21 protein-coding genes are annotated in these 20,804 nt (G+C 51.9%); 14 read left to right on the forward strand and 7 right to left on the reverse strand.

Going from position 1 to position 20,804, the window contains the following annotated elements; translation table 11 throughout:
* Positions 1-5 precede the first annotated feature (5 nt).
* The 4 genes from ACFSDB_RS14570 to rnz all read left to right on the forward strand — a co-directional run bounded on the left by ACFSDB_RS14570 (position 6) and on the right by rnz (position 5,291).
* Positions 6-1,547, forward strand: a complete 1,542-nt coding sequence (locus ACFSDB_RS14570) for an acyl-CoA carboxylase subunit beta (protein WP_204890516.1) — start codon at positions 6-8, stop codon at positions 1,545-1,547.
* Between the two features lie 20 nt (positions 1,548-1,567).
* Positions 1,568-2,686, forward strand: coding sequence for a M20/M25/M40 family metallo-hydrolase (locus tag ACFSDB_RS14575; RefSeq protein ID WP_204890517.1), 1,119 nt, complete (start codon positions 1,568-1,570; stop codon positions 2,684-2,686).
* A gap of 411 nt (positions 2,687-3,097) precedes the next feature.
* Positions 3,098-4,339: a DNA polymerase IV gene (locus ACFSDB_RS14580; protein WP_204890692.1), complete on the forward strand. Its 1,242-nt coding sequence runs from the start codon at positions 3,098-3,100 to the stop codon at positions 4,337-4,339.
* A gap of 7 nt (positions 4,340-4,346) precedes the next feature.
* The gene (gene rnz / locus ACFSDB_RS14585; protein ID WP_204890518.1) at positions 4,347-5,291 is read left to right on the forward strand and encodes a ribonuclease Z; all 945 of its coding nucleotides are present in this window, start codon (positions 4,347-4,349) and stop codon (positions 5,289-5,291) included.
* 413 nt (positions 5,292-5,704) lie between these two features.
* Here the strand turns inward: rnz and namA are convergent, their stop codons facing one another.
* Entirely contained in the window at positions 5,705-6,721 is a 1,017-nt protein-coding gene (namA, locus tag ACFSDB_RS14590; RefSeq protein ID WP_204890519.1) for an NADPH dehydrogenase NamA, read from the reverse strand.
* Positions 6,722-6,775: 54 nt separating this feature from the next.
* Positions 6,776-7,579 (reverse strand): pyrroline-5-carboxylate reductase, encoded by an 804-nt coding sequence (proC, locus tag ACFSDB_RS14595; protein WP_204890520.1) that lies wholly within the window; start codon positions 7,577-7,579, stop codon positions 6,776-6,778.
* Positions 7,580-7,987: 408 nt separating this feature from the next.
* On the opposite strand from proC, the gene ACFSDB_RS14600 reads away from it, so the two are divergent.
* The 5 genes from ACFSDB_RS14600 to ACFSDB_RS14620 all read left to right on the forward strand — a co-directional run bounded on the left by ACFSDB_RS14600 (position 7,988) and on the right by ACFSDB_RS14620 (position 12,977).
* Positions 7,988-8,935 (forward strand): MBL fold metallo-hydrolase, encoded by a 948-nt coding sequence (locus ACFSDB_RS14600; RefSeq protein ID WP_204890521.1) that lies wholly within the window; start codon positions 7,988-7,990, stop codon positions 8,933-8,935.
* Between the two features lie 105 nt (positions 8,936-9,040).
* A complete protein-coding gene (locus tag ACFSDB_RS14605; protein ID WP_204890522.1) occupies positions 9,041-9,604 on the forward strand; it encodes a hypothetical protein in 564 nt (187 codons plus the stop codon).
* 124 nt (positions 9,605-9,728) lie between these two features.
* Positions 9,729-10,964 (forward strand): argininosuccinate synthase, encoded by a 1,236-nt coding sequence (locus ACFSDB_RS14610; RefSeq protein ID WP_204890693.1) that lies wholly within the window; start codon positions 9,729-9,731, stop codon positions 10,962-10,964.
* Positions 10,961-12,334 carry an argininosuccinate lyase gene (gene argH, locus ACFSDB_RS14615; RefSeq protein ID WP_204890523.1) on the forward strand — a complete coding sequence of 458 codons (1,374 nt, stop codon included), beginning with the start codon at positions 10,961-10,963 and terminating at the stop codon, positions 12,332-12,334. The genes ACFSDB_RS14610 and argH overlap by 4 nt, the downstream gene beginning before the upstream one ends.
* 172 nt (positions 12,335-12,506) lie before the next feature.
* Entirely contained in the window at positions 12,507-12,977 is a 471-nt protein-coding gene (locus tag ACFSDB_RS14620) for an immunoglobulin-like domain-containing protein (RefSeq protein WP_204890524.1), read from the forward strand.
* Between the two features lie 69 nt (positions 12,978-13,046).
* Here the strand turns inward: ACFSDB_RS14620 and ACFSDB_RS14625 are convergent, their stop codons facing one another.
* From ACFSDB_RS14625 to ACFSDB_RS14635, 3 genes are read right to left on the reverse strand one after another with little or no spacing between them, the layout of a single operon-like run.
* Entirely contained in the window at positions 13,047-13,406 is a 360-nt protein-coding gene (locus tag ACFSDB_RS14625) for a hypothetical protein (protein WP_204890525.1), read from the reverse strand.
* Positions 13,403-13,594, reverse strand: coding sequence for a hypothetical protein (locus tag ACFSDB_RS14630; RefSeq protein WP_204890526.1), 192 nt, complete (start codon positions 13,592-13,594; stop codon positions 13,403-13,405). The genes ACFSDB_RS14625 and ACFSDB_RS14630 overlap by 4 nt, the downstream gene beginning before the upstream one ends.
* 20 nt (positions 13,595-13,614) lie before the next feature.
* The gene (locus ACFSDB_RS14635; protein WP_204890527.1) at positions 13,615-14,097 is read right to left on the reverse strand and encodes a flavodoxin domain-containing protein; all 483 of its coding nucleotides are present in this window, start codon (positions 14,095-14,097) and stop codon (positions 13,615-13,617) included.
* Positions 14,098-14,438: 341 nt separating this feature from the next.
* On the opposite strand from ACFSDB_RS14635, the gene sdhB reads away from it, so the two are divergent.
* The gene (gene sdhB / locus ACFSDB_RS14640; RefSeq protein ID WP_204890528.1) at positions 14,439-15,209 is read left to right on the forward strand and encodes a succinate dehydrogenase iron-sulfur subunit; all 771 of its coding nucleotides are present in this window, start codon (positions 14,439-14,441) and stop codon (positions 15,207-15,209) included.
* A gap of 65 nt (positions 15,210-15,274) precedes the next feature.
* Positions 15,275-15,517, forward strand: coding sequence for a hypothetical protein (locus ACFSDB_RS14645; RefSeq protein ID WP_204890529.1), 243 nt, complete (start codon positions 15,275-15,277; stop codon positions 15,515-15,517).
* A gap of 81 nt (positions 15,518-15,598) precedes the next feature.
* Here the strand turns inward: ACFSDB_RS14645 and ACFSDB_RS14650 are convergent, their stop codons facing one another.
* Positions 15,599-17,464, reverse strand: coding sequence for an SEC-C metal-binding domain-containing protein (locus ACFSDB_RS14650; protein WP_204890530.1), 1,866 nt, complete (start codon positions 17,462-17,464; stop codon positions 15,599-15,601).
* On the reverse strand, positions 17,461-17,886 hold the full coding sequence (locus ACFSDB_RS14655; protein ID WP_204890531.1) for a hemerythrin domain-containing protein: 426 nt from the start codon (positions 17,884-17,886) through the stop codon (positions 17,461-17,463). Before ACFSDB_RS14655 ends, ACFSDB_RS14650 begins: the two co-directional genes overlap by 4 nt.
* Positions 17,887-18,153: 267 nt before the next feature.
* On the opposite strand from ACFSDB_RS14655, the gene modA reads away from it, so the two are divergent.
* From modA to ACFSDB_RS14670, 3 genes are read left to right on the forward strand one after another with little or no spacing between them, the layout of a single operon-like run.
* Complete coding sequence (gene modA, locus ACFSDB_RS14660) at positions 18,154-18,918, forward strand: molybdate ABC transporter substrate-binding protein (protein WP_204890532.1); 765 nt, start codon at positions 18,154-18,156, stop codon at positions 18,916-18,918.
* The gene (modB, locus tag ACFSDB_RS14665) at positions 18,918-19,598 is read left to right on the forward strand and encodes a molybdate ABC transporter permease subunit (RefSeq protein ID WP_204890533.1); all 681 of its coding nucleotides are present in this window, start codon (positions 18,918-18,920) and stop codon (positions 19,596-19,598) included. Before modA ends, modB begins: the two co-directional genes overlap by 1 nt.
* Before the next feature lie 5 nt (positions 19,599-19,603).
* Positions 19,604-20,260, forward strand: a complete 657-nt coding sequence (locus ACFSDB_RS14670) for an ATP-binding cassette domain-containing protein (protein WP_204890534.1) — start codon at positions 19,604-19,606, stop codon at positions 20,258-20,260.
* Positions 20,261-20,804 lie beyond the last annotated feature (544 nt).

Raw genomic sequence — 20,804 nt, forward strand, 5'->3', positions numbered from 1 at the left:
GGGAAATGGACATTTACGAAAGAATCAATGAATTGTACGACCGCAAGCGGGAAATCGAGCTTGGGGGCGGGGAAGACCGCATCAGCAAGCAGCACGAAAAGGGGAAGCTGACAGCGCGCGAACGGATCGAATTATTGGTCGATGAAGGCTCATTCGTGGAACTCAGCCCGTTTATGGAGCACCGCACGACTGATTTCGGCATGGCAAAAGGCCCAGGCGAAGGCGTAGTAACAGGTTACGGAAAAGTCAATGGACGCCCGATCTACCTGTTTTCACAGGATTTCACGGTCTTCGGCGGCGCCCTTGGCGAAATGCATGCGAAGAAAATTGCCAATGTCATGGACCTGGCGGCGAAAAACGGCGCGCCATTCATCGGCTTGAACGATTCAGGCGGCGCCCGCATCCAGGAAGGCGTCTTGTCGCTCGATGGATACGGCCATATTTTCTACCGCAATTCGATCTATTCAGGGGTCATTCCCCAGATCTCGGTCATTATGGGGCCATCTGCCGGCGGCGCGGTGTATTCGCCGGCAATCACGGATTTTGTTTTCATGGTCGATAAAACGAGCCAGATGTTCATCACAGGCCCGAAAGTCATCGAAACGGTGACCGGCGAGAAGATATCTTCCGAAGACCTTGGTGGATCGAGAGTACATACAGCAATCAGCGGAAATGCGCATTTCCGTTCGGATTCCGAAGAGGAAGTCTTGAAGATGGTGCGCCGTCTCATCAGTTACTTGCCGCAGAACAACCAGGAGCTGCCGCCGCGCCTAGCCCTCGATGAAGAGGACGATTACCGTCCGGATCTTGCCGATGTGGTTCCGTATGAAGCCATCCGGCCTTACGATGTCCGGAAAGTCGTGGAGCAGGTCGTAGATACGGACAGCTTTATGGAAGTGCAGCCCGAGTTTGCCCGCAATATCGTCATCGGCCTTGCTCGGATCAAAGGCGAAACCGTCGGATTGGTCTGCAATCAGCCGAAAGTGATGGCAGGCGGCCTGGACATCGATTCGTCCGATAAAGCTGCGCGGTTTATCCGCTTCTGCGATTCGTTCAACATCCCGTTGATCACATTCGAAGATGTCACCGGCTTTTTCCCGGGCATTAAACAGGAACACGGCGGAATCATTCGCCACGGCGCGAAGATTCTCTATGCCTATTCAGAAGCAACGGTGCCGAAAATGACAGTCATCTTGCGCAAGGCATATGGCGGCGCTTATGTTGCCCTGAACTCGAAATCGATCGGTGCGGATCTGGTTTATTCATGGCCGAATGCGGAAATCGCTGTCATGGGACCGAACGGCGCTGCAAACATCATCTTTGCACGTGAAATCGCTGCAAGCGACAACCCGGAAGAGATGCGCGCCCAGAAAATTGAAGAATACCGCGAAAAATTCGCAAATCCGTATGTCGCAGCAGCGCAAGGGATGGTGGATGACGTCATTGATCCGAGGGAAACCCGCATCAAACTGATCCAGGCGCTTGAAATGATGCGCCACAAGAAAGATTCCCGCCCTGCCAAAAAGCACGGCAATATGCCATTATAATAGAAAAAGAGGTACCAATAATGAAGAAAGACAGATTGCTCAATGAATTTCTCGAGTTGGTACAAATTGACTCAGAAACAAAAGACGAAGCGAAAATCGCAAAAGTTCTGAAAGAAAAAATGGAAGCGCTCGGCTTTTACGTCAAAGAAGACAATTCAGCGTTCCATAACGGCCACGGTGCCGGTAACCTGATTGCTACGCTTCGCGGAGCAGCGCCGGACGTGCCGGCGATTTATTTCACTTCCCATATGGACACAGTCGTTCCGGGGAAGAACATCAATCCGGAAATCCGCGATGGCTATGTCTATTCCGATGGAACGACGATTCTCGGGGCTGACGACAAGGCAGGCATCGCGGCCATGTTCGAAATGATCCGCGTGATCCAGGAGCAGGAAATCGAGCATGGCGATATCCAGTTCGTCATCACCGCCGGAGAAGAAAGCGGCCTCGTGGGTGCAAAAGAGCTGGACGCGTCGCTCTTGTTCGCCAAATACGGCTACGCCGTGGACAGCGACGGCAAAGTGGGCGGCATTGTCACAGCCGCGCCTTACCAGGCAAAATTGTGGACCACCATCTATGGCAAAACGGCGCATGCCGGTGTAGCTCCTGAAAAAGGCATCTCTGCCATCACGCTGGCTGCAAAAGCGATATCCAAGATGACGCTTGGCCGCATCGATTCCGAGACGACCGCAAACATCGGCCGTTTCGAAGGCGGCAAAGCGACGAACATCGTCTGCGACGAAGTGCATATTTTGTCGGAAGCCCGTTCAATCAAAGAAGACAAGCTGGCCGCTCAGACCGCCCATATGGAATCTGTCTTCGAAGAAGTGGCGGAAAGCTTCGGGGGCCGTGCGGTCACAGAAGTCAAGCTGATGTACCCCGGATTTTCGTTCGAAGAAGATGCACCGGTGGTGGAAATCGCCAAACGGGCGGCTGCCAACATCGGACGCCCCTCTCCGATCCTCACAAGCGGCGGGGGAAGCGACGCTAATATCTTCAATGGTTTCGGAATTCCGACGGTGAACTTGTGTGTCGGATATGAAGAAATCCATACTAAAAAAGAGCGCATGCCGATCGAAGAACTCGAGAAGCTTACGGAGCTTCTCGTCGAAATCGTCAGAGAGTCCGTGAAAAAATAATGTGCCATCGAAACAGAGAGGACCTGGCCGGTTCTCTCTGTTTTATTATGTAGATAAGCAATTAGGGAAAAATGGTAATTGGCATCAATTAGAGAAACAATAATAGTGGGCAGGAATCCTCAGAATCGTATTTTAACCTTTGCTGAGCGTATTTTAACCTTTGTCGTGCGTATTTTAACCTTTGCTGAGCGTATTTATTTTCCTAGCCATAATAATGAATGTTCCCGTAGAAGCATTCTCCGCCAACTGCAGGAGAAACATTCGTTTTCCAGGAATAAAAACAAAGAGTTCTCATGTTTTAATTCAGCCCAAGCATAGCATGGGCTGAACTCCAGATGCGCGGCAAGTAAGGCGGACGTGCTTTTTTATGGTAAAATGGAAGAATACAATGAAGAAAGCGAAGCGATCCATATGGCAGGGCGAGTGATTTTTCACATCGATATGAATAGTTTTTATGCATCGGTCGAACAGTCGCATGACCCGAGCCTGAAAGGGAAAGCGCTCGCGATTGCCGGAAACCCGAAAGAGCGGCGGGGCATCATCGTGACATGCTCCTATGAAGCGCGTGCACATGGCATCTATACGACGATGCAAGTGCACGAAGCAAAGCGCAAATTTCCAGAGCTCATCCTCCTGCCGCCGAATTTCGAGCGGTACCGGGCAGCTTCCAAGGCGATGTTCGCAATTTTGCGCTCCTACACCGACCTGGTCGAGCCGGTGTCGATCGATGAAGGCTATGTCGATGTTACCGACTTAGCTATGGAACGGGATGCCGTCGAATTGGCGAAGGAAATCCAACAGCGCATGCTGTCGGAGCTGGATTTGCCGTGTTCGCTCGGCATCGCCCCGAACAAGTTTCTGGCGAAGACCGCTTCCGACATGAAAAAGCCGCTTGGCATCACCATTCTGCGCAAACGGGATATCCAGGAAAAACTTTGGCATTTGCCGGTGATCGAGATGCATGGCATCGGCGAAAGCACAGCGGAGAAATTGAAGCGGCTGTCGATTTTGACGATCGGCGACCTGGCGACAGCAAATGAAGGCCTCATGAAAGAGAAGATGGGAAAAAACGGCATCCGGCTCCAAATGCGCGCGAACGGCATCGATGACCGGATTGTGGATCCCGATTCCATCTACGATACAAAAAGCGTCGGCACATCGACGACGCTTCCCATTGATGAAACCGATGAAGCAGAGCTGAAAGCGATTTTCCGCAAACTGTCAGACAAAGTGGCGAACCGGCTCGAAGCGAAAGAGCTTGCCGGCCCGACCGTCAGCATCCAGACGCGGAGCTCCGATTGGCAGAACCGCACCCGTAGCATCACGTTGAAAAACACGGTGTGGAAAGCAGATGATATATTCCGGAACGCCTGGGAGCTCTTCACCAGGCATTGGAACGGCGAACCGCTGCGCCTGGTCGGAGTCACCATATCGAATGTTGCGGACAAAGGCGAAATGACCGAGCAGCTGAGCTTGTTCAATTACCAGGAGCATGCCAAAGAAGAGCCGCTGCTCGAACTGATCAGCAAACTCGAAGCGAAGTTCGGCAAAAACGTCCTGATCAAAGGCGCCAAATACAAAAAGACCTCGTATGATTCCAAGACCAGCTTCAGCAAGGATTTTCTGGATGACCACGACCACGAAAGAAAGTAGGGGAATTATGCAGCTATTATTTCTAGGCACAGGTGCGGGCATGCCATCCAAAATGCGCCATACCAGCTCGCTTGCCTTGAAACTGCTTGAGGAGCGCGGCACCGTCTGGCTGTTTGATTGCGGCGAAGCCGCTCAGCACCAGATTTTGCACACCTCAGTGAAATTACGCAAAATCGAGAAGATCTTTATCACGCATATGCACGGCGACCATATTTTCGGACTGCCCGGATTGCTGGGATCCCGCTCGTTTCTGGGGGGCGACGAAGCCATCGATCTTTACGGGCCGCCGGGGCTTCAGGAATATGTCGAAACGGTCCTGCGCCTGAGCCGGACCCACCTGACATACCGCATCAATTATTTTGAGCAACGCGAAGGCATCCTGTGCGAAGACGAAGGGATGACAGTGGAAACGGCCGAACTCGACCACGCCATTCCGTGCTGGGGCTACCGCATCCAGCAGAAACCCCTTCCGCCGAAGCTTTTGATCGAGAAAGCCACCGCACTCGGCGTGCCGAAAGGGCCGCTTCTTGCAAAGCTGAAAAATGGGGAAGACGTAAGGCTCAGCGACGGAACCGTGGTGAAAAGTTCCGAAGTGACGGAAAAAGGGGAACCGGGTTTCACGGTAGCCATCTTAGGCGACACAAGGTTTTCGGAAGCCGCCATCCGGCTCAGCCGCGATGCGGACGTCATTGTCCACGAAGCGACGTTCGATGCAGAGACGCAGAAACTGGCGACCGACTATGGGCATTCGACGTTCCTCGACGCAGCACGCACCGCCAGCCTTGCCGGCGCAAAAAACGTGATCTTCAACCATATCAGCGCACGGTTTTTGCCGGAAGATGAAAAACGGTTGCTGGGCCAAGTGAAAGAAGTCCATTCGTCTGCGTTTATCGCCCGGGACTTGATGGAATTTGAATGGCATCACCAGACACGCGAAATCAAGAAGAAATAAGAAGAAATTGGAAAGCCATCTGAAGAGATGGCTTTTTTTAGGTAATATTTTAAATTCTTTATATAAATAATAGAACATATGTTCGATATATGCTAAAATAAAGGTACAGCTGCATGAGGACGGTTTGGCCATTCCCGGGAAAGGGGGTGGTGATATGACAATTGCAGAATCATTCGGACTCGTCTTTACGAGCATCGGGGTTACCATCAGCGCCTTGACGCTGGTCGTTTCCATGATCTTGATCGTCAATAAAAAAAAATAACCGTCCCTTGTGGTGAGGAATGACGGTTATTTCAAAAGCCAAGATTCCAGCCAACCGCTCTTGCGCGGCATGCAGCTGGCCGAATGCGCCTGCATTCGGTTTTTTTTACGTTACTTTAAGTATACTAAATTCCGGACGTTTTGCAACTGACTTATACCCATCCGCGTGTATACGGCTCCGGCACATCGATAGATACGCCGAGTTCCCGGGATGCTGTATAAGCCCAGTAAGGGTCGCGGAGCAGCTCACGTGCCAGGAAGATCATGTCTGCGCGGTTGTTCTGCAGGATTTCTTCTGCATGGAGCGGGCTCGTGATCAAGCCGACTGCTCCAGTTGCGATCGGGGTGCGGTGCTTGATGGTTTCGGCGAACGGCACCTGATAGCCCGGGAATACGGGAATCTGGGCAGGCACTACGGCGCCCGAGCTGACATCGACCAAGTCGACGCCTTGCTCTTTCATCCATTGCGCCATTTCCACGTATTGTTCCGGATCCATGCCGCCTTCAGCATAGTCATGTGCGGAAATGCGCACAAAGAGCGGTCCGTCCCATACTTCATTGACCGCATCGATCACTTCCCGGAGGAGGCGGTAGCGGTTTTCCGAAGAGCCGCCGTATTCGTCGCTCCGCTTGTTCGTCAGTGGGGAAAGGAATTGGTTGATCAGGTAGCCATGGGCTGCATGCAGTTCAATGACGTCAAAGCCCGCTTTTTTGGCGCGGACGGCGCCATCTTTGAATGCCTGGACGGTTTCTTTGATTTCTTCCTTGCTCATCTCGACCGGGGTCTGGTACTTGTCGTTGAACGCGATCGCGCTCGGTGCCTGGATCGGTCCTTCGACCGTTGCTTTGCGGCCGGCATGTGCCAATTGGATGCCGGTTTTCGCCCCGTGCTGCTTCATCAAGCGGACGATGTCGGCCAACCCTTCGATGTGGGCATCGTCCCAGATGCCGAGGTCCTGTGCGGAAATGCGGCCGGCGGGCTGGACGGCTGTCGCTTCGATGATGATCAACCCGACCTGGCCGACTGCACGCGTCGGATAATGGACCCGGTGCCAGTCGCGGACGTGTCCGTCTTCCAGGTCGCTTTGGTACATGCACATCGGTGCCATCACGATGCGGTTCTTGAAGGTAATATCTTTGATTGTGTACGGTTCAAATAATTTTGCCACTCCAAATGCCTCCTCTGAATGTTGAATCACCAGGTTTTAGTATAGCAGAAGGGATTATTTGAATTCCCGTCCCAAGGCTTGCGAGCGGGAAGCGGCATCTTTCACACATTCGCCGATGATGCCTTTGAAATCGTTGCGCTCAAGCGCAGCAATTCCCGCTGCAGTCGTCCCGTTCGGGCTCGTCACTTTTTTGCGCAGCACCGCAAAATCCTCGTGCTGCAGCATGTCGGAGGCGCCTGCAAACGTCTGGCGCACCAGCCGCTTGGCATCCGCCGGGGAAAGCCCGTTGGCGACGGCCGCTTCGGTCATCGCTTCTGCGAAATAATAGATATACGCCGGGCCGCTGCCGGCGACGGCAGTGACCGCGTCCAATTGCGATTCATCGACGACCGTCACGCTGCCGATCGAGGATAGGAGGTTCCGCAGGTCGTGCTGCTGCTCAAGCGTCACCCATTTGCTCCAGGCAACGCCGGTCGCCGATTTCCCGACTTTCGCCGAAGTGTTCGGCATGGCGCGCGCGACCGGCAGGTTTCCGACGTGGCGCTGGATTGTTTCAATGGATACGCCGGCGACAACCGACAAAATCACCGCATTGCCGGACAGGTTGTCTTTGATGTCCGTCAGCGCCGCTTCAACATCTTTCGGTTTCATCGCGAGAAGGATGAAATCAGCATCGCGCAATTCGACGCGCTCTTTCTGGACAATATTGACCCCGTATTCGTCCTTCAGGTTTTCGAGCCGTTCAAGGTCCGATTTGTTCATTACCGCAATATTCTCCGCTTTCATGATGCGTTTGTTGATCCAGCCGTGGATCATCGATTCCGCCATGGATCCTGCTCCTACACATACAATATTCATCTTCAGCACTTCCTTTTCTTCTATAGAATGGCTTTTTTCAATGATTCGAATTCCAATAAAAAAAGCGCATTCGTCCCTGCATTGCAAGGACGAAAACGCTCCGTTTCCGCGGTACCACCTAAGTTTGCCGTTGCCGGCACTTCTCGATTTCCATAACGCGGAAAAACGGCCGTGTTTTGCACGGCAGCTCAAAAGCAGGTTCGAGAAGGGAGCGGGGATGCGCATTTCAGCAGGAGCGCATTCTCTGGGCACCATCACCTTCTGTACTGGCCTTTATCGCAGCTTGTTCATATGTACATGCATTATAGGCGGTTTTCGACGCCTTTGTCAAATGGTGCAGGAGGTGACGGGCTGGCCGTTTCAATGTATGATAGATGAATAGTCATTCAGTTTAGAGGAGATGGTAACATGGGTTTACATAAAATTATTATTCCGACACCGTTTGCGGTGGGCGATGTCAATTCGTATTTGATCAAAGGTGATGCATTGACGCTGATCGATGCGGGGCCGAAAACACCGGAAGCATGGCTGGCGCTGAAAGCCGGTTTGAAGGAAGCGAACGTCACGCCGGAAGATATCGAACAAGTCGTGCTGACCCATCACCACCCCGACCATGCAGGATGGGTGGACGGCTTTGAGAATGCCAAGCTTTATGGCCATCCCTATAATGACCTGTGGCTGCGCCGCGACCAGGCATTCTTCGATTACCATGACGCTTTTTATCTCGAGCGCCTACAAGAGGAAGGCGTACCCGAAGAACTGTGGTTCTGGGTCAAAAAGATGAAACGGCCGTTGAACCTCCTCGGAGACCGTCCTTTGGACATGACCATCAATGAAGGTGACGTGCTTCCCGGCCATCCGGAATGGGGCGTGATGGAAACGCTCGGCCACGCCCAAAGTCATCTGTCCTTCTGGAATGAGGAAAGCCGGGAAATGATCGGGGGCGACCATGTCATCGCCAAAGTCAGCTCGAATCCGCTGATCGAGCCGCCGTTCGATCCGGCAGAAGGCCGGCCGAAATCCCTGCTCCAATACAATGCCTCGCTGGGCCGGCTGCTCAAGATGCCAATCGATGTCATCTACAGCGGGCACGGCGAAGAAGTGCGCAATGTCCATGAACTGATTACGCAGCGGCTCGAAAAGCAGCACCTGCGCGCGATGAAAGTGCTCGATCTATTGGACGGCCGGGAAGGGACGGTCTACGATTTGACCAAGCAGCTGTTCCCGCATGCCTACGAGAAAGAGCTGGGGCTGACGCTGTCGGAAACCATCGGTCAAATCGACTACCTGCTTGAAGACGGGCTGATCCTGGAGCGCCTGTCGGACAACGGAGTCTTCTATTATACGAAAGCATGACCTTCAGCTATTGCATGATGCAGCCGGAGCGGTTAAAATGAACTCGTTGGACTTTTCTAAAAACGCCGACAAAACTCTGATCACGATGAAAAGGAATGAATACTTTTGAAGAAATTTGGATTGATGTTAGCAAGCCTGCTCCTTTTGGCAGCATGTTCCGATGATAAAGAAGCAAAGCCAGCGGCAGAAGAGCCTGCAAAAGAACCGGAGCAGGAAGTGGCTGCGGAACAGCAGCAGGAAATGACCGAAGAAGGATTCATCACACAAGTGACCACCGATAAGATTCTTGTGAACAATATCTATTTCGCCATACCGGAAGACTTGAAGATCAACTTTGACAATGGCACTGAACAAACGGACGCCGTCATCGGCGACATCCGGACCGGCATGAAAGTGAATGTCGATTACATGGGGCCGCTTGAGCAGAGCTTCCCGATGGAAGCGGAAGCGGAGTCGCTCTCCATTCTGACAGACGCAGAATCGAAATCGCAGTCGGACGCCCTTCTTTCATTCATCAACAAAGAACAATTGTCCCGTTTGTTGATGCTCGGCCAGCCGATCGTGCGCGACAATAAAATCGGATTCCTGTTCTCGAATATGGAAAACGGTAAGATGTCTGAAGTGAAAATCGATCTTGATACACATGAATATACAATAGGCAAAGAGTAAAGCAGCTGCGGCTGCTTTTTTTTATTGCAATTTTAGAGGCATATTCACTTGCACTTATAAATATTCCATGCTATTATATGAATATTCATATCAGATAATGCATAAAAATACATTGGAGGTTTTCATATTGAATAAAAAAATCGTACTGGCTTACTCTGGGGGACTTGATACATCGGTGGCAATTCCATGGCTGAAAGCGGAAGGCTATGACGTCGTGGCGGTATGCCTCGACATCGGCGAAGGAAAAGACTTGGAGTTCATCAAGCAAAAAGCACTTCAAGTGGGCGCCGTTGAAAGTTACATGATCGATGCGAGAGATGAATTTGCGGAAGAATATGCACTTATTTCATTACAAGCCCATACATTATATGAAGGGAAATACCCGTTGGTGTCCGCGCTGTCGCGTCCGTTAATTTCGAAAAAACTGGTTGAAATTGCCGAAGAAACCGGCTCGACTGCTGTTGCGCATGGTTGTACAGGAAAAGGGAATGACCAGGTGCGTTTTGAAGTTTCCATCAAGTCACTGAACCCGGCGCTTGAAGTTGTGGCACCGGTTCGCCAGTGGGGCTGGTCGCGCGACGAGGAAATTGCATATGCCAAAGAGCACAATGTTCCGATTCCGGTCAATCTCGACAGCCCGTTCTCGATCGACATGAACCTTTGGGGACGTGCGAACGAATGCGGCATTCTGGAGAATCCTTGGGCAACGCCGCCGGCGGACGCTTATGAGCTGACGTCAGCGCTTGAAAATACGCCGGATACACCGGACATCGTCGAAATCGAATTCGTCAAAGGGGTGCCGGTCGCATTGAACGGCGTGCCGTACAAGTTGACGCAATTGATCTTTGAATTGAACCACATCGCCGGCAAGCACGGCGTCGGAAGAATCGACCATGTCGAGAACCGTTTGGTCGGCATCAAATCACGTGAAATTTATGAAGCGCCTGCTGCGATGACATTGATTGCAGCGCATAAAGAGCTTGAAGACATCACATTGGTCAAAGAAATGGCCCATTTCAAACCGGTCATCGAGAAGAAAATGACGGAAATCATCTATGAAGGCCTGTGGTTCTCACCGCTGCGTGTCGCGCTAGAGGCATTCCTGAAAGAAACGCAGGAATTCGTCAATGGTACGGTCCGTGTGAAACTGTTCAAAGGGCATGCCATCACAGAAGGGCGTAAATCGCCGAATTCGCTGTACAGCGAGCAGTTGGCGACGTATTCGACAGACGACACATTCAACCACGAATCCGCTGTCGGTTTCATTGAACTATGGGGCCTTCCGACAGTCGTCAATGCGATGGTGAACAAGAAAGAAGTCGCCGTCACGGAACAAGTGAAAGAGAAGGTGAAAGCATGACCAAACTGTGGGGCGGCCGTTTCCAGAAATCGGCCGAACAGTGGGTCGATGAATTCGGCGCTTCGATATCGTTTGACCAAAAGCTCGTCATGGAAGATCTTGAAGGCAGCACGGCACATGTCAAAATGCTCGCTGCCTGTGAAATCATTTCCCAGGACGATGCCGAACTGATCCTCTCCGGCCTGGAGACGCTGAAGGTGAAAGCGCAGGCGGGGGATCTGGAATTCAGTGTTTCGAATGAAGACATCCACTTGAACTTGGAAAAGCATTTAATCGATGAAATCGGACCGGTCGGCGGCAAACTGCACACAGCAAGAAGCCGGAATGACCAAGTTGCGACAGATATGCATTTATATTTGAAAAACCGGGTAAATGAAATCATAGAAGCAGTGTCCGCTTTCCAGTCGGCAATTGTCGATCAAGCGGAAGCCCATATTGAAACTGTGGTGCCGGGTTATACCCATCTGCAAAGAGCCCAGCCGATTTCATTCGGCCATCATTTGCTGACGTATTTCTGGATGCTCCAGCGCGACAAAGAGCGCCTTTCGGAATCGCTGAAACGGATCGACCTCTCGCCGCTTGGTGCAGGAGCGATGTCCGGGACTACGTTTCCGATCGACCGCGAGCTGTCGGCTGAGTTCCTTGGGTTTTCAGGGGTCTACCAAAACAGCCTGGATGCTGTCAGCGACCGGGATTTCATCATTGAATTCCTTAGCAACGCTTCGATGCTCATGATGCATTTGTCGCGTTTTGCTGAAGAAATCATTTTGTGGTCGAGCGAAGAGTTCCGTTTCATCGAACTCGACGATACGTTCTCGACCGGCTCGAGCATCATGCCGCAAAAGAAAAATCCCGATATGGCGGAATTGATCCGCGGCAAGACGGGCCGCGTCTACGGCAACCTCTTCGGGTTGCTGACAACGCTCAAAGGCCTGCCGCTTGCTTATAACAAAGACATGCAGGAAGACAAGGAAGGCATGTTTGATACGGTCCACACCTTGATGGGATCGTTGCCGATCTTTGAAGGGATGGTCCGTACGATGACGGTCCGCACAGATTCCATGGAAAAAGCGGTGCATTCCGACTTTTCCAATGCCACGGAACTTGCCGATTACCTGGCTGCCAAAGGCATGCCGTTCCGCGAAGCGCACGATGTGACGGGCAAGTTGGTGTTCACCTGCATCCAGCGCGGCTATTACCTGAAGGACCTGCCGCTTTCGGACCTACAGGACGCCAGTCCGCTGATCGGTGAAGACATTTACGAAACCTTGAAGCCGAAAACTGCCGTGAAACGCAGAAATTCGCTCGGGGGCACTGGATTTGATCAAGTACATCACCAACTGGGACTTGCCAAGCAACTCATCGGGTGAACAAGTCCATCTATAAAGCCGAAGCGCTTGGTACCCGCTTTCGGCGACCCCTTTGACCGGTATTCCTATCCCCCTTAGGTATACCGGTTTTTTTTGCTGCAATTTTCATTCATTGATGGCGGTCAAGGCGCGCTTCCCCTATTCGGCTTACGCTAGGGGGAGAGGTGATATTATGATTCGGATAGGGACGGTTTTTCTGCTTCTGATTCTCGCCGGCTGCAGCAATGCCGGCCCTGCGGCACTTGACCATCCATCACCCGACCAAAAGCTGTTCCAGGCGAGAGATGGACTGTCCATCGATTTGGCCGAGGACGTGTTCGAACATCCGCCGGACCGCTTGGAGATCTTGATGGAAAACAAGAGCCCCAAAAACGTGGGATACGGGGAATATGTCTATATCGAAGTGAAGCAAGAAGGCGAATGGTTCGCTTTGATCCATTCGGATGCGGTGTTTTTGAAGGATCCCTCGATGAAGGATTTTGGAATGGAATTGGAATCCTTCGAACAAACCGTGCAGCATTTCTCTATTGCAGCTCTTGGAATCACACTGCCACCGGGAGAGTACCGGCTTGTGAAAACATTCCTGTCGCTTGAAGAGCCGGTGCAGGAGACTTCGCTGGCAGTTTCGTTCAGGGTTGAGTGACCCAACAAATTCCGTCGAACAAATAAAGCCCCTTCGCAGAGTTTCGCGAAGGGGCTTATGCCGTGCGGCTCAGTACAGCAGGCGGTGGGTGCCGGCATTTCCGCCGAGCGTGATGTCACGCGGTCTTTTCAAGGTTTTCTCGCATTGCCGGTAATACGTGATGTCCACTTCGTTTTTGACTTTCCAAAGGACCCACAGAGCCAATGCGGCCTGCAAAACTGCAAGCAGGACATAAAGCGGATTGCTGAACACTTCGATGCTCGCAAATAAAAGCAAGAGCAGGAATAGTTGGACGGCCGCTATTTTAAAAGAACGCAGCAGGATGGAAATGAACAGGACCACGATCCCCGCTATCAAGAGAAGATTATGTTCGTGCAAGAGCTGTGTAAAGCTGAAATCGAGGAACGGAATGGATTGGATGGCATTCATGTCAAATCTCCTCCTTTTTCCGGCTCTTGTTCTTCCGCTGCCAGAGCTGTCGGCAACGCTTCTTTAGCTTTTATTTTTTCATGCGTTTCCGCATATTTCGGGTTGACCGTGCCGTTGCCGAGCCCTTCATTTACCATGCGGTCCGTTTCTTCACGAAAATCATACGGTTTATTCGCTTTTGCTTTCATGGGAATCTCTCCTTTTTCATTTATGGTCCATTTTCTTCAACTGCGGCAGCAACCGACAACGCGTGCTGGATCTCCCTGCTGAGTTTTTGGATGGCAGCAAAATCTTCCGGTTCATACGGATCAAGGTCGATTTTCACAGAAGTTTCCAAGACTTCTGCATGGGCATGCGCGAAAACCGTCTTCATGGTGTCCACCGCTTGGCAAAACAGTGAATACGCCGTATCGCCGGAACCGAAAAGCCCCACGACCTTGCCGCTCAAATCTACTGCAGCCAAATTGTCGCAGAAGATGTCCGTTTCAAAAGGCAGATCGCCGTCATCGTACGTATATGTGCCAAATAGGATGCCGTCGTACTGCGTGAGCTGAGTTGCATCAACTTCTTCCATTTCCAGGTTCTTAAGCACCACCTCGAAGGTTTCGCGGTCAATCGATTTGTCCAGCAGGCTGGCGATCTCTTCTGTGTTTCCAGTAGAACTGGCGTAGAGGATCAAAATCCGCTTCATGGCTGTCCCTCCCATCACTATGCAATGCAATCAGCCGTCCGGAATGGTCTCCTTATGTACAGACTACGGGTTCTGCATCCACAAATCCTTGACACGCATCAAGTACTGAAGAAAAGCGGAAGAAACATGCTTTTCGGAAGTTTGTCCTCAGTCGAAATAAAGGAGTGTTTTTTGAAAATACTGACAATGATTGGTATACTTAAAGAGGAAATAAAGATATTCCCTTTTCACAGGCATGTTTCGGGAATAATGGAATGCTTGGCATGGTTTCATGACGGCCTTCAGGAGCGGCAGCCAGTCTACAAGAAGAAACTAAAGTATGCAGGAGAGGGGAAGAGGATATGGGGGAAGCGGCAAAAACGGTGATTTTTGAAATTGAGCGGCGTGACAAACCGGAGGATAAGCCATACTGGGAAAAGTTCGAATTGCCGTACCGCACAAATATGAATGTGATTTCTGCATTGATGGAAATCCGGCGCAACCCGATCAACGCCGAAGGGGGAAAGACCACGCCGGTCGTGTGGGACATGAACTGCCTTGAAGAAGTATGCGGTGCGTGTTCGATGGTCATCAACGGCAAAGCCCGGCAGTCGTGCACAGCGCTCGTGGACCAGCTCGAGCAGCCCATCCGGCTGCAGCCGATGAAAACCTTTCCGGTTGTCCGGGACCTCATTGTGGACCGCAGCCAGATGTTCGATACTTTGAAAAAATTGAAAGCCTGGATTCCGATTGACGGGACGCATGATCTGGGGGAGGGACCGCGCATGCCCGAGCGCAAACGGCAGTGGGCTTATGAGTTGTCCAAATGCATGACCTGCGGCGTCTGTCTGGAAGCTTGTCCGAACGTCAATGACAAAACCGACTTTATCGGCGCGGCTCCCATTTCACAAGTGCGGCTCATGAACGCCCATCCGACCGGCGCGATGAACAAGGACGAACGGTTGACCTTGTTGATGGGGCCAGGGGGCATCCAGGAATGCGGGATGGCACAGAATTGCGTGGAATCCTGTCCAAAAGGAATTCCGCTGACAACTTCGATTTCTGCGATGAACCGGGATACGACAGTCCAGATGTTCCGCAATTTCTTCGGCAGCGACAATATGGTCAGGTAGCGTTCGGTTTGATGGATTGCGTTCCCGGGAAATGTTAAGCAAGAAACCAAAAGGAGGTAAAGCCCATGGCAACCGAAAACAAACCGGAAGACCGCTACACGAGCCGACAGGAACGCGAAGCAATCGGCCGGCAGACAAATGCAGGCTTTGCGAGAGTGGAACGGGTGGAAATGGAAGAAGGGGCAAGTGATATTCCGACCGGCGGCATCGCCGAAAAATTAACGGAAGAGGAAATCCGCCGCCGTGTAGGCGAAGGCAATTTTGAAACGGCGAAAGATGACCGCCAGACCAATTCCATTAACAGCTGAACCGAAACCATAAAAGCAGGGCCAAACCGGATAAACGGTTTGGCCCTGCTTTTTGGAGCTTCTGGCATTCGAATAAGTGTATCAGTGCATCAACGCAGGCGCCAAAAGTGACCAGATCAACCGGGCTTCCTCAGGCGAGCGCGGGGAGATGATCTCTTTTTTCGGATAAGGCAATGGTGAACGCCGCTGTTCAACGTGTTTTTTGACATACGGATTCCCTTCGGCCGCTTTCACGTAAAGTTCCTGGGTCGCGGCCCCGTGGATGCTGCGGCTTCGTGCAATCAGCCATTTGAACCAGGAATAAAACGCATTATCCGAATAATCTTCCTCGTAATGGGCGATGAGGCTTTCCGCTTCTTCGAGGCGGCCGAGGCCGATCAACGATGAAACGGCCAGATATCGGGCGCCTTGATGGTCGCCGGGATTGACCTGCAGCAAGTTCCTGAATTCGCTGAAGGCTTCTTCAAGATTCCGCTGCTCCCAATAGTGGACGCCGAGGAGAAAGACAGCCCGGAGATAAGGGCGGTTCGGAATATAGAGCCAAGGGATTTCCATGTCCGGTTCAAACTGGATCCTGCTGCTGCTGACAGCTTTCTTCAGCAAGGTCTCTTTTTGCCGCGGTTCCTTTTCTGCCGCTGCCGCCAGGAGAAAACCGTCTGCCAGCTGCGGATCGAGCTGCTGCACTTCATGCAGCCCTTCAGCCATTTCGGCCGCGTGAGCTTCTGCATACAGCCGATAAGCCAGCAGCTGGGCTTTTTCCGAATCGGACTTCGGTTCGTACGGCTTGTCATGATAATATTCCATATGGCGCTTCAACGCCGCCTCGCTGCTGATTGCAGTGTGCTTTAGATGCATGAAAAGCTGCCAGTTGTGCAGCTCTTTCGCTTTGGGCTGCGTGCCGACTTCAAATGCGTATTCCGCTTCTTTTTCCTGATGGGCGATGGTTTCTTCATAAAAAACCTGCAAGCCCTCAGCAAAAACTTTCACTTCGCCCCGGTCCACACCAAAAACTTCCGCCGACTTGCCGGGCGGCCAACCAAGATCCAGCAAGCCTTGGCTCATGCCGAACTCGGCGGCGCCGGCGATTGCAGCTTCAGGCACAGATGAGAGCGGCTCCAGGTAATGAAACAAGGTTTCAATCAAAAGATCGCTCTTCAGATCCTGCTCAATCAGGAATTCTTCAAGCCCCTGCACAGCTTTCAGCACTTCTTCTGAAACTTCATGGGTGCTGCGGAGCCCGCTGCTGAACATCTGGTAAATCGTGACAAGGTTCGCTCTATAGAATGCTTGGGCAGTAGCAGCTACTGAAGTACGATACATTTCTTTCAGCTTTTCAACCGTTTCCGGCGACACATCGACCGCAGCCGTGATGCTGTTGAGCGCCATCAGGAAATCTTCACCGCGCCGCTTGTCGGGCAAATAAAACCCGAGCGCGATGTTCCCGGCTTCAACCGGGAAGGATTCGTTGACGTCGATCGTGTAATGCCGGCCAGACAGCACATCGCGCATTTCTGCGCAGTAGTTTGAGATGGAAAGGATTTCGGCCGCCAAAAAAGGCGGGTCGATCCACGTTTGGAGCACTTGGAGGATCTGCGGCCGGAGTTCGCGCTGAATTTTTTGTTCGATGAACCCGTTCCAGATATCCACCCGTTCCGAGAAGAAAAAGGCGTCGCCGATGATGCCGCCGGATTTATCCTCGCCATAAAGAGGTACGAGCAAGTCCTCCGTTTTGTCTTTCCACGCTAGCAAATTCTTCTGATGCGTTGGGCGCGGGTGGTTTTCGAAAAACTCCTGCAGCAGGGAATGAAGAACCTGGTTCTGCTCCTGCAAGAGATTGTTTTCTGTTTCGCCGACGCCGCAGCACTTTTTATACTTCTTTCCGCTGCCGCATGGGCAAGGTTCATTTCTTCCGGCTGCGGTATTTTTTTCGCCGATGAGCCGGTTCATAACGACGCATCCTCGAGCAGAAGACGTTCCTCATCTCGGCTATGTATGGCGTTGATGACCAAAAGTGCATGGAATTGCTGCATCACTTCATACGTGATGCCGTCCTTTTTCAGCATTTCCTTGATATCGCTGGCGATGATCCGCAGCAAGTCATGGTCGCGCGTCAATTTTGAAACGGCATCTTCGAGTTTCGGATCGGCTTCGAGCATTTCAAGGTAAAACCCTTCTTCTTCTGCATCGGCATGGCTGATGACACGGGTCTCCCAATAATCAACGAGGTGGTCTGCAGCCTGGAGAGCGACTTCATATTCCTTTGCCCGCAGCAGATCCTCCAATTCTTCCGTTTTGGTGATCGCACCGGACAATCCGCCTTGATGGATGGCATGGTGGGCATGTAATTGGCGCAAAGAAGGTCCTGACATTTCGCTTCATCCTCTCTTTTTTCTCAGTATAGCACGACCGATTTGGTTAATATTGCTAGCTAGGGACATTCCCTTATCGAAAAAGGGAAGTCCCTGATAGGGTTTGTACTATAGCCGCTTTTGCGGCAGGGAAAACCATATTTTTTGCAGCGATTTTGCCAGGAATGCGGGTTTTCTGCTGCCCTTTCAGGTACACTAAAAGTAAAAAGCGGTCCGCTGGAAACGAATGTGTCCGGCAGTCCGACAAGCGAAGAGCGAGGGGATATTATGAAGAAATTGGCGATGCTGACGGCGGCTTTGCTGTTATCTGCCTGCGGACAAACTTCAGCCGGCGGCAAGACCGAGCTGTTCGTCTCCTCCGCCTCAAGTTTGACGGAAGTCATGAAAGCTGCAGAGCAGCAATTTGCTGAAACCCATCCCGAGACAGAGCTGGTCTTCAATTTCAGTTCCTCCAGCAAGCTCAGCAACCAGATCAAGCAAGGGGCGCCGGTCGACCTGTTCCTGTCGGCAAGCGAAAAAGACATGGAAATGGTCCTCGATCAAGGTCTCGTACATAAGAACAGCATCACCCCTTTTGCGGGAAATGAGCTGGTGCTCGCTTCTGCTGAAAAACTGCCGGAAACGGATGCAAAAGCGCTGTTGAATGCAGCGGAAGGGCTGATTGCTGTCGGTGAACCGGAAAGCGTGCCGCTCGGCATTTATTCGAAAAAGGCATTGAGCCGGCTTGGGTTATGGGAAGCGCTTGATGGCCGCATGATCTATGCAAAAGACGCACGGCAGGTCTTGAGTTATGTGGAAAGCGGCAATGCGGATATCGGAATCGTCTATGCCTCGGACGCCGGGGTTTCCAAATCGATCAAGACGGCTGTCCCGTTGAAGGCGGAAGGGCTGGAAATCATTTATCCAGCGGCTGTGTTGGAGGATTCCGAAAACAAAGCGGCAGCGGAAGCGTTTCTGGCATTTCTGGCCGGTCCCGACGGGCAGAGGCTATTGAAGGAATACGGGTTCTTGTCGATTGAGGAGGCTCCCTGATGCCATTCGATTTATCGCCATTGATGTTATCGGCACGCGTTGCCGTCATTTCAACCGTTTTCGTCTTTATCGTGAGCCTGCTGCTCGTGCGGTTCATGGGGCAGAAAGAGTTTTACGGAAAAAGCCTGGTGGAGGCGCTGATCTTGCTGCCGCTTGTTCTGCCGCCGACCGTCATCGGCTTCGGGCTGATCTATCTTTTTGGCTTGAATGGCCCGATCGGCTCCGTGCTGGATGAATGGTTCGGCATCCGCCTCGTATTCACATGGGTAGGCGCAGCCATTGCATCGTTCGTCGTATCGCTACCGTTGATGTACCAAAGCGCCCTTGCCGCATTTGAGAAAGTCGACCCCCGTTGGGAGAACGTGGCCCGCACAATGGGAGTTTCTGAATGGAGGATCTTCCGGACGATTTCTTTTCCGCTCGCGTGGCCAGGAATTTTCGCCGGCCTGATTCTGTCATTTGCACGGGGCATTGGAGAATTCGGCGCTACGTTGATGGTCGCGGGCTATATCCCCGGCCAAACTGAAACGGTGCCGCTTGCTATTTACTTTGCCTATGAGGCTGGCGAAATGGAAAAAGCGGCCTTTTGGGTGATCATCATTTCCACAATCGGATTTACAGTTATCGCTTGGCTGAATTTTTGGCGGAAAAAGAACGAAGTCCGCCTCGGGAAGGAGTGAAAAGGATGCTGAAAGCGCATTTCACAAAAAGGCTAGAGAATTTCGATCTGCATATCGATTTCGAACTTGACAATGAAATCTTGGCAGTGATCGGATCGTCCGGTTCAGGCAAGACCACTTTCCTGAATTGCATTGCAGGCATCGTCCAGCCGGATAAAGGGGAGATTTCCCTGAACGGAAAAACCTTCTTTAAGGGAGGCGAAAAGCCCTTAAAGATCCAACAGCGGAAAGTCGGCTATTTGTTTCAGGATTACGCCCTTTTCCCTCATTTCTCAGCCGAGAAAAACATACTTTATAGTTTGCCCCAAGGAGCGGGAACAAGCGACGTCGACGATTTGGTGGACATTCTCGGCATTCGAGGAATCCTGAAGAAATACCCTCATCAGATTTCAGGGGGCGAGAAGCAGCGGGTGGCGCTCGCCCGGGCATTGGCCGCGAAGCCCGATATCCTGCTTCTGGACGAACCGTTCTCGGCACTGGATGACGATACGCGGAACCGCTGCCACGAAGAGCTCATCCGCATCCATCAATTATGGAAGATTCCGGTGATCATCGTGACCCACCGGAAAGCGGATGCGGAAAAACTGGCTCACCGCACCATCCGCATCGAAAAAGGGGAAATGGTAGAACAAACGCCGCTCGTGCACACTACTATCCAATAGATGTGTGTCAGCCTGTAGACAAAGTCTAATTATGATGAATAGAGATGTAAAAGCCCGACCGGGCTGGCCACTTCGCTTTCTGTGGGCTCGGCTTCAGTCTCCTCGTCACTGAAAAACCATGCTCCTGCATCGCTGCGCTAGCTTCGTCGCAAAGACTTGGCAGGCCAAGTCTTTCCTGCGGGGCCTTCAGCTCGAGTCGCTCAGTCGCTTCGCTCCTTCACTGCTCCCACAGGAGTCTCGTGGCCAGCCCGCTAGGGAGCGTCACTTGTATCTAATTGAAGAGGCAGGAGAAATAGATTCAATTTTAATTCGCTAAGTACAAGCCGCTGGCTTCAGGATCCAGAACGGAAGGTGGCGACTCCTGCGGGAAAGCGAAGTGCCGAAATCCACTCGGACGCCAGTCCGAGTTAGTTCGGCGCAAGCCCGCGGAAAGCGTCCCCCTGAAGTGAAGGATCCGGTATTCCTTTCATTTCATGCATATTTATAAAATTTAAAATTTGTTTATTCTTTTGTGTACATACTCCCACACTTCTATCCCCTAGAA

The organism is Planococcus chinensis (genome assembly GCF_042681545.1).
Lineage (GTDB): Bacteria > Bacillota > Bacilli > Bacillales_A > Planococcaceae > Planococcus > Planococcus chinensis.

Coding starts and splice junctions, on each gene's coding strand:
- ACFSDB_RS14570 (WP_204890516.1), top strand. CDS start 6: ATGGACATTTACGAAAGAATCAATGAATTGTACGACCGCAAGCGGGAA.
- sdhB (WP_204890528.1), top strand. CDS start 14,439: ATGGGGGAAGCGGCAAAAACGGTGATTTTTGAAATTGAGCGGCGTGAC.
- modB (WP_204890533.1), top strand. CDS start 18,918: ATGCCATTCGATTTATCGCCATTGATGTTATCGGCACGCGTTGCCGTC.
- ACFSDB_RS14670 (WP_204890534.1), top strand. CDS start 19,604: ATGCTGAAAGCGCATTTCACAAAAAGGCTAGAGAATTTCGATCTGCAT.
- argH (WP_204890523.1), top strand. CDS start 10,961: ATGACCAAACTGTGGGGCGGCCGTTTCCAGAAATCGGCCGAACAGTGG.
- ACFSDB_RS14575 (WP_204890517.1), top strand. CDS start 1,568: ATGAAGAAAGACAGATTGCTCAATGAATTTCTCGAGTTGGTACAAATT.
- ACFSDB_RS14630 (WP_204890526.1), bottom strand. CDS start 13,594: ATGAAAGCAAAAGCGAATAAACCGTATGATTTTCGTGAAGAAACGGAC.
- ACFSDB_RS14645 (WP_204890529.1), top strand. CDS start 15,275: ATGGCAACCGAAAACAAACCGGAAGACCGCTACACGAGCCGACAGGAA.
- ACFSDB_RS14655 (WP_204890531.1), bottom strand. CDS start 17,886: ATGTCAGGACCTTCTTTGCGCCAATTACATGCCCACCATGCCATCCAT.
- ACFSDB_RS14600 (WP_204890521.1), top strand. CDS start 7,988: ATGGGTTTACATAAAATTATTATTCCGACACCGTTTGCGGTGGGCGAT.
- ACFSDB_RS14620 (WP_204890524.1), top strand. CDS start 12,507: ATGATTCGGATAGGGACGGTTTTTCTGCTTCTGATTCTCGCCGGCTGC.
- rnz (WP_204890518.1), top strand. CDS start 4,347: ATGCAGCTATTATTTCTAGGCACAGGTGCGGGCATGCCATCCAAAATG.
- ACFSDB_RS14580 (WP_204890692.1), top strand. CDS start 3,098: ATGGCAGGGCGAGTGATTTTTCACATCGATATGAATAGTTTTTATGCA.
- ACFSDB_RS14650 (WP_204890530.1), bottom strand. CDS start 17,464: ATGAACCGGCTCATCGGCGAAAAAAATACCGCAGCCGGAAGAAATGAA.
- ACFSDB_RS14635 (WP_204890527.1), bottom strand. CDS start 14,097: ATGAAGCGGATTTTGATCCTCTACGCCAGTTCTACTGGAAACACAGAA.
- ACFSDB_RS14625 (WP_204890525.1), bottom strand. CDS start 13,406: ATGAATGCCATCCAATCCATTCCGTTCCTCGATTTCAGCTTTACACAG.
- modA (WP_204890532.1), top strand. CDS start 18,154: ATGAAGAAATTGGCGATGCTGACGGCGGCTTTGCTGTTATCTGCCTGC.
- proC (WP_204890520.1), bottom strand. CDS start 7,579: ATGAATATTGTATGTGTAGGAGCAGGATCCATGGCGGAATCGATGATC.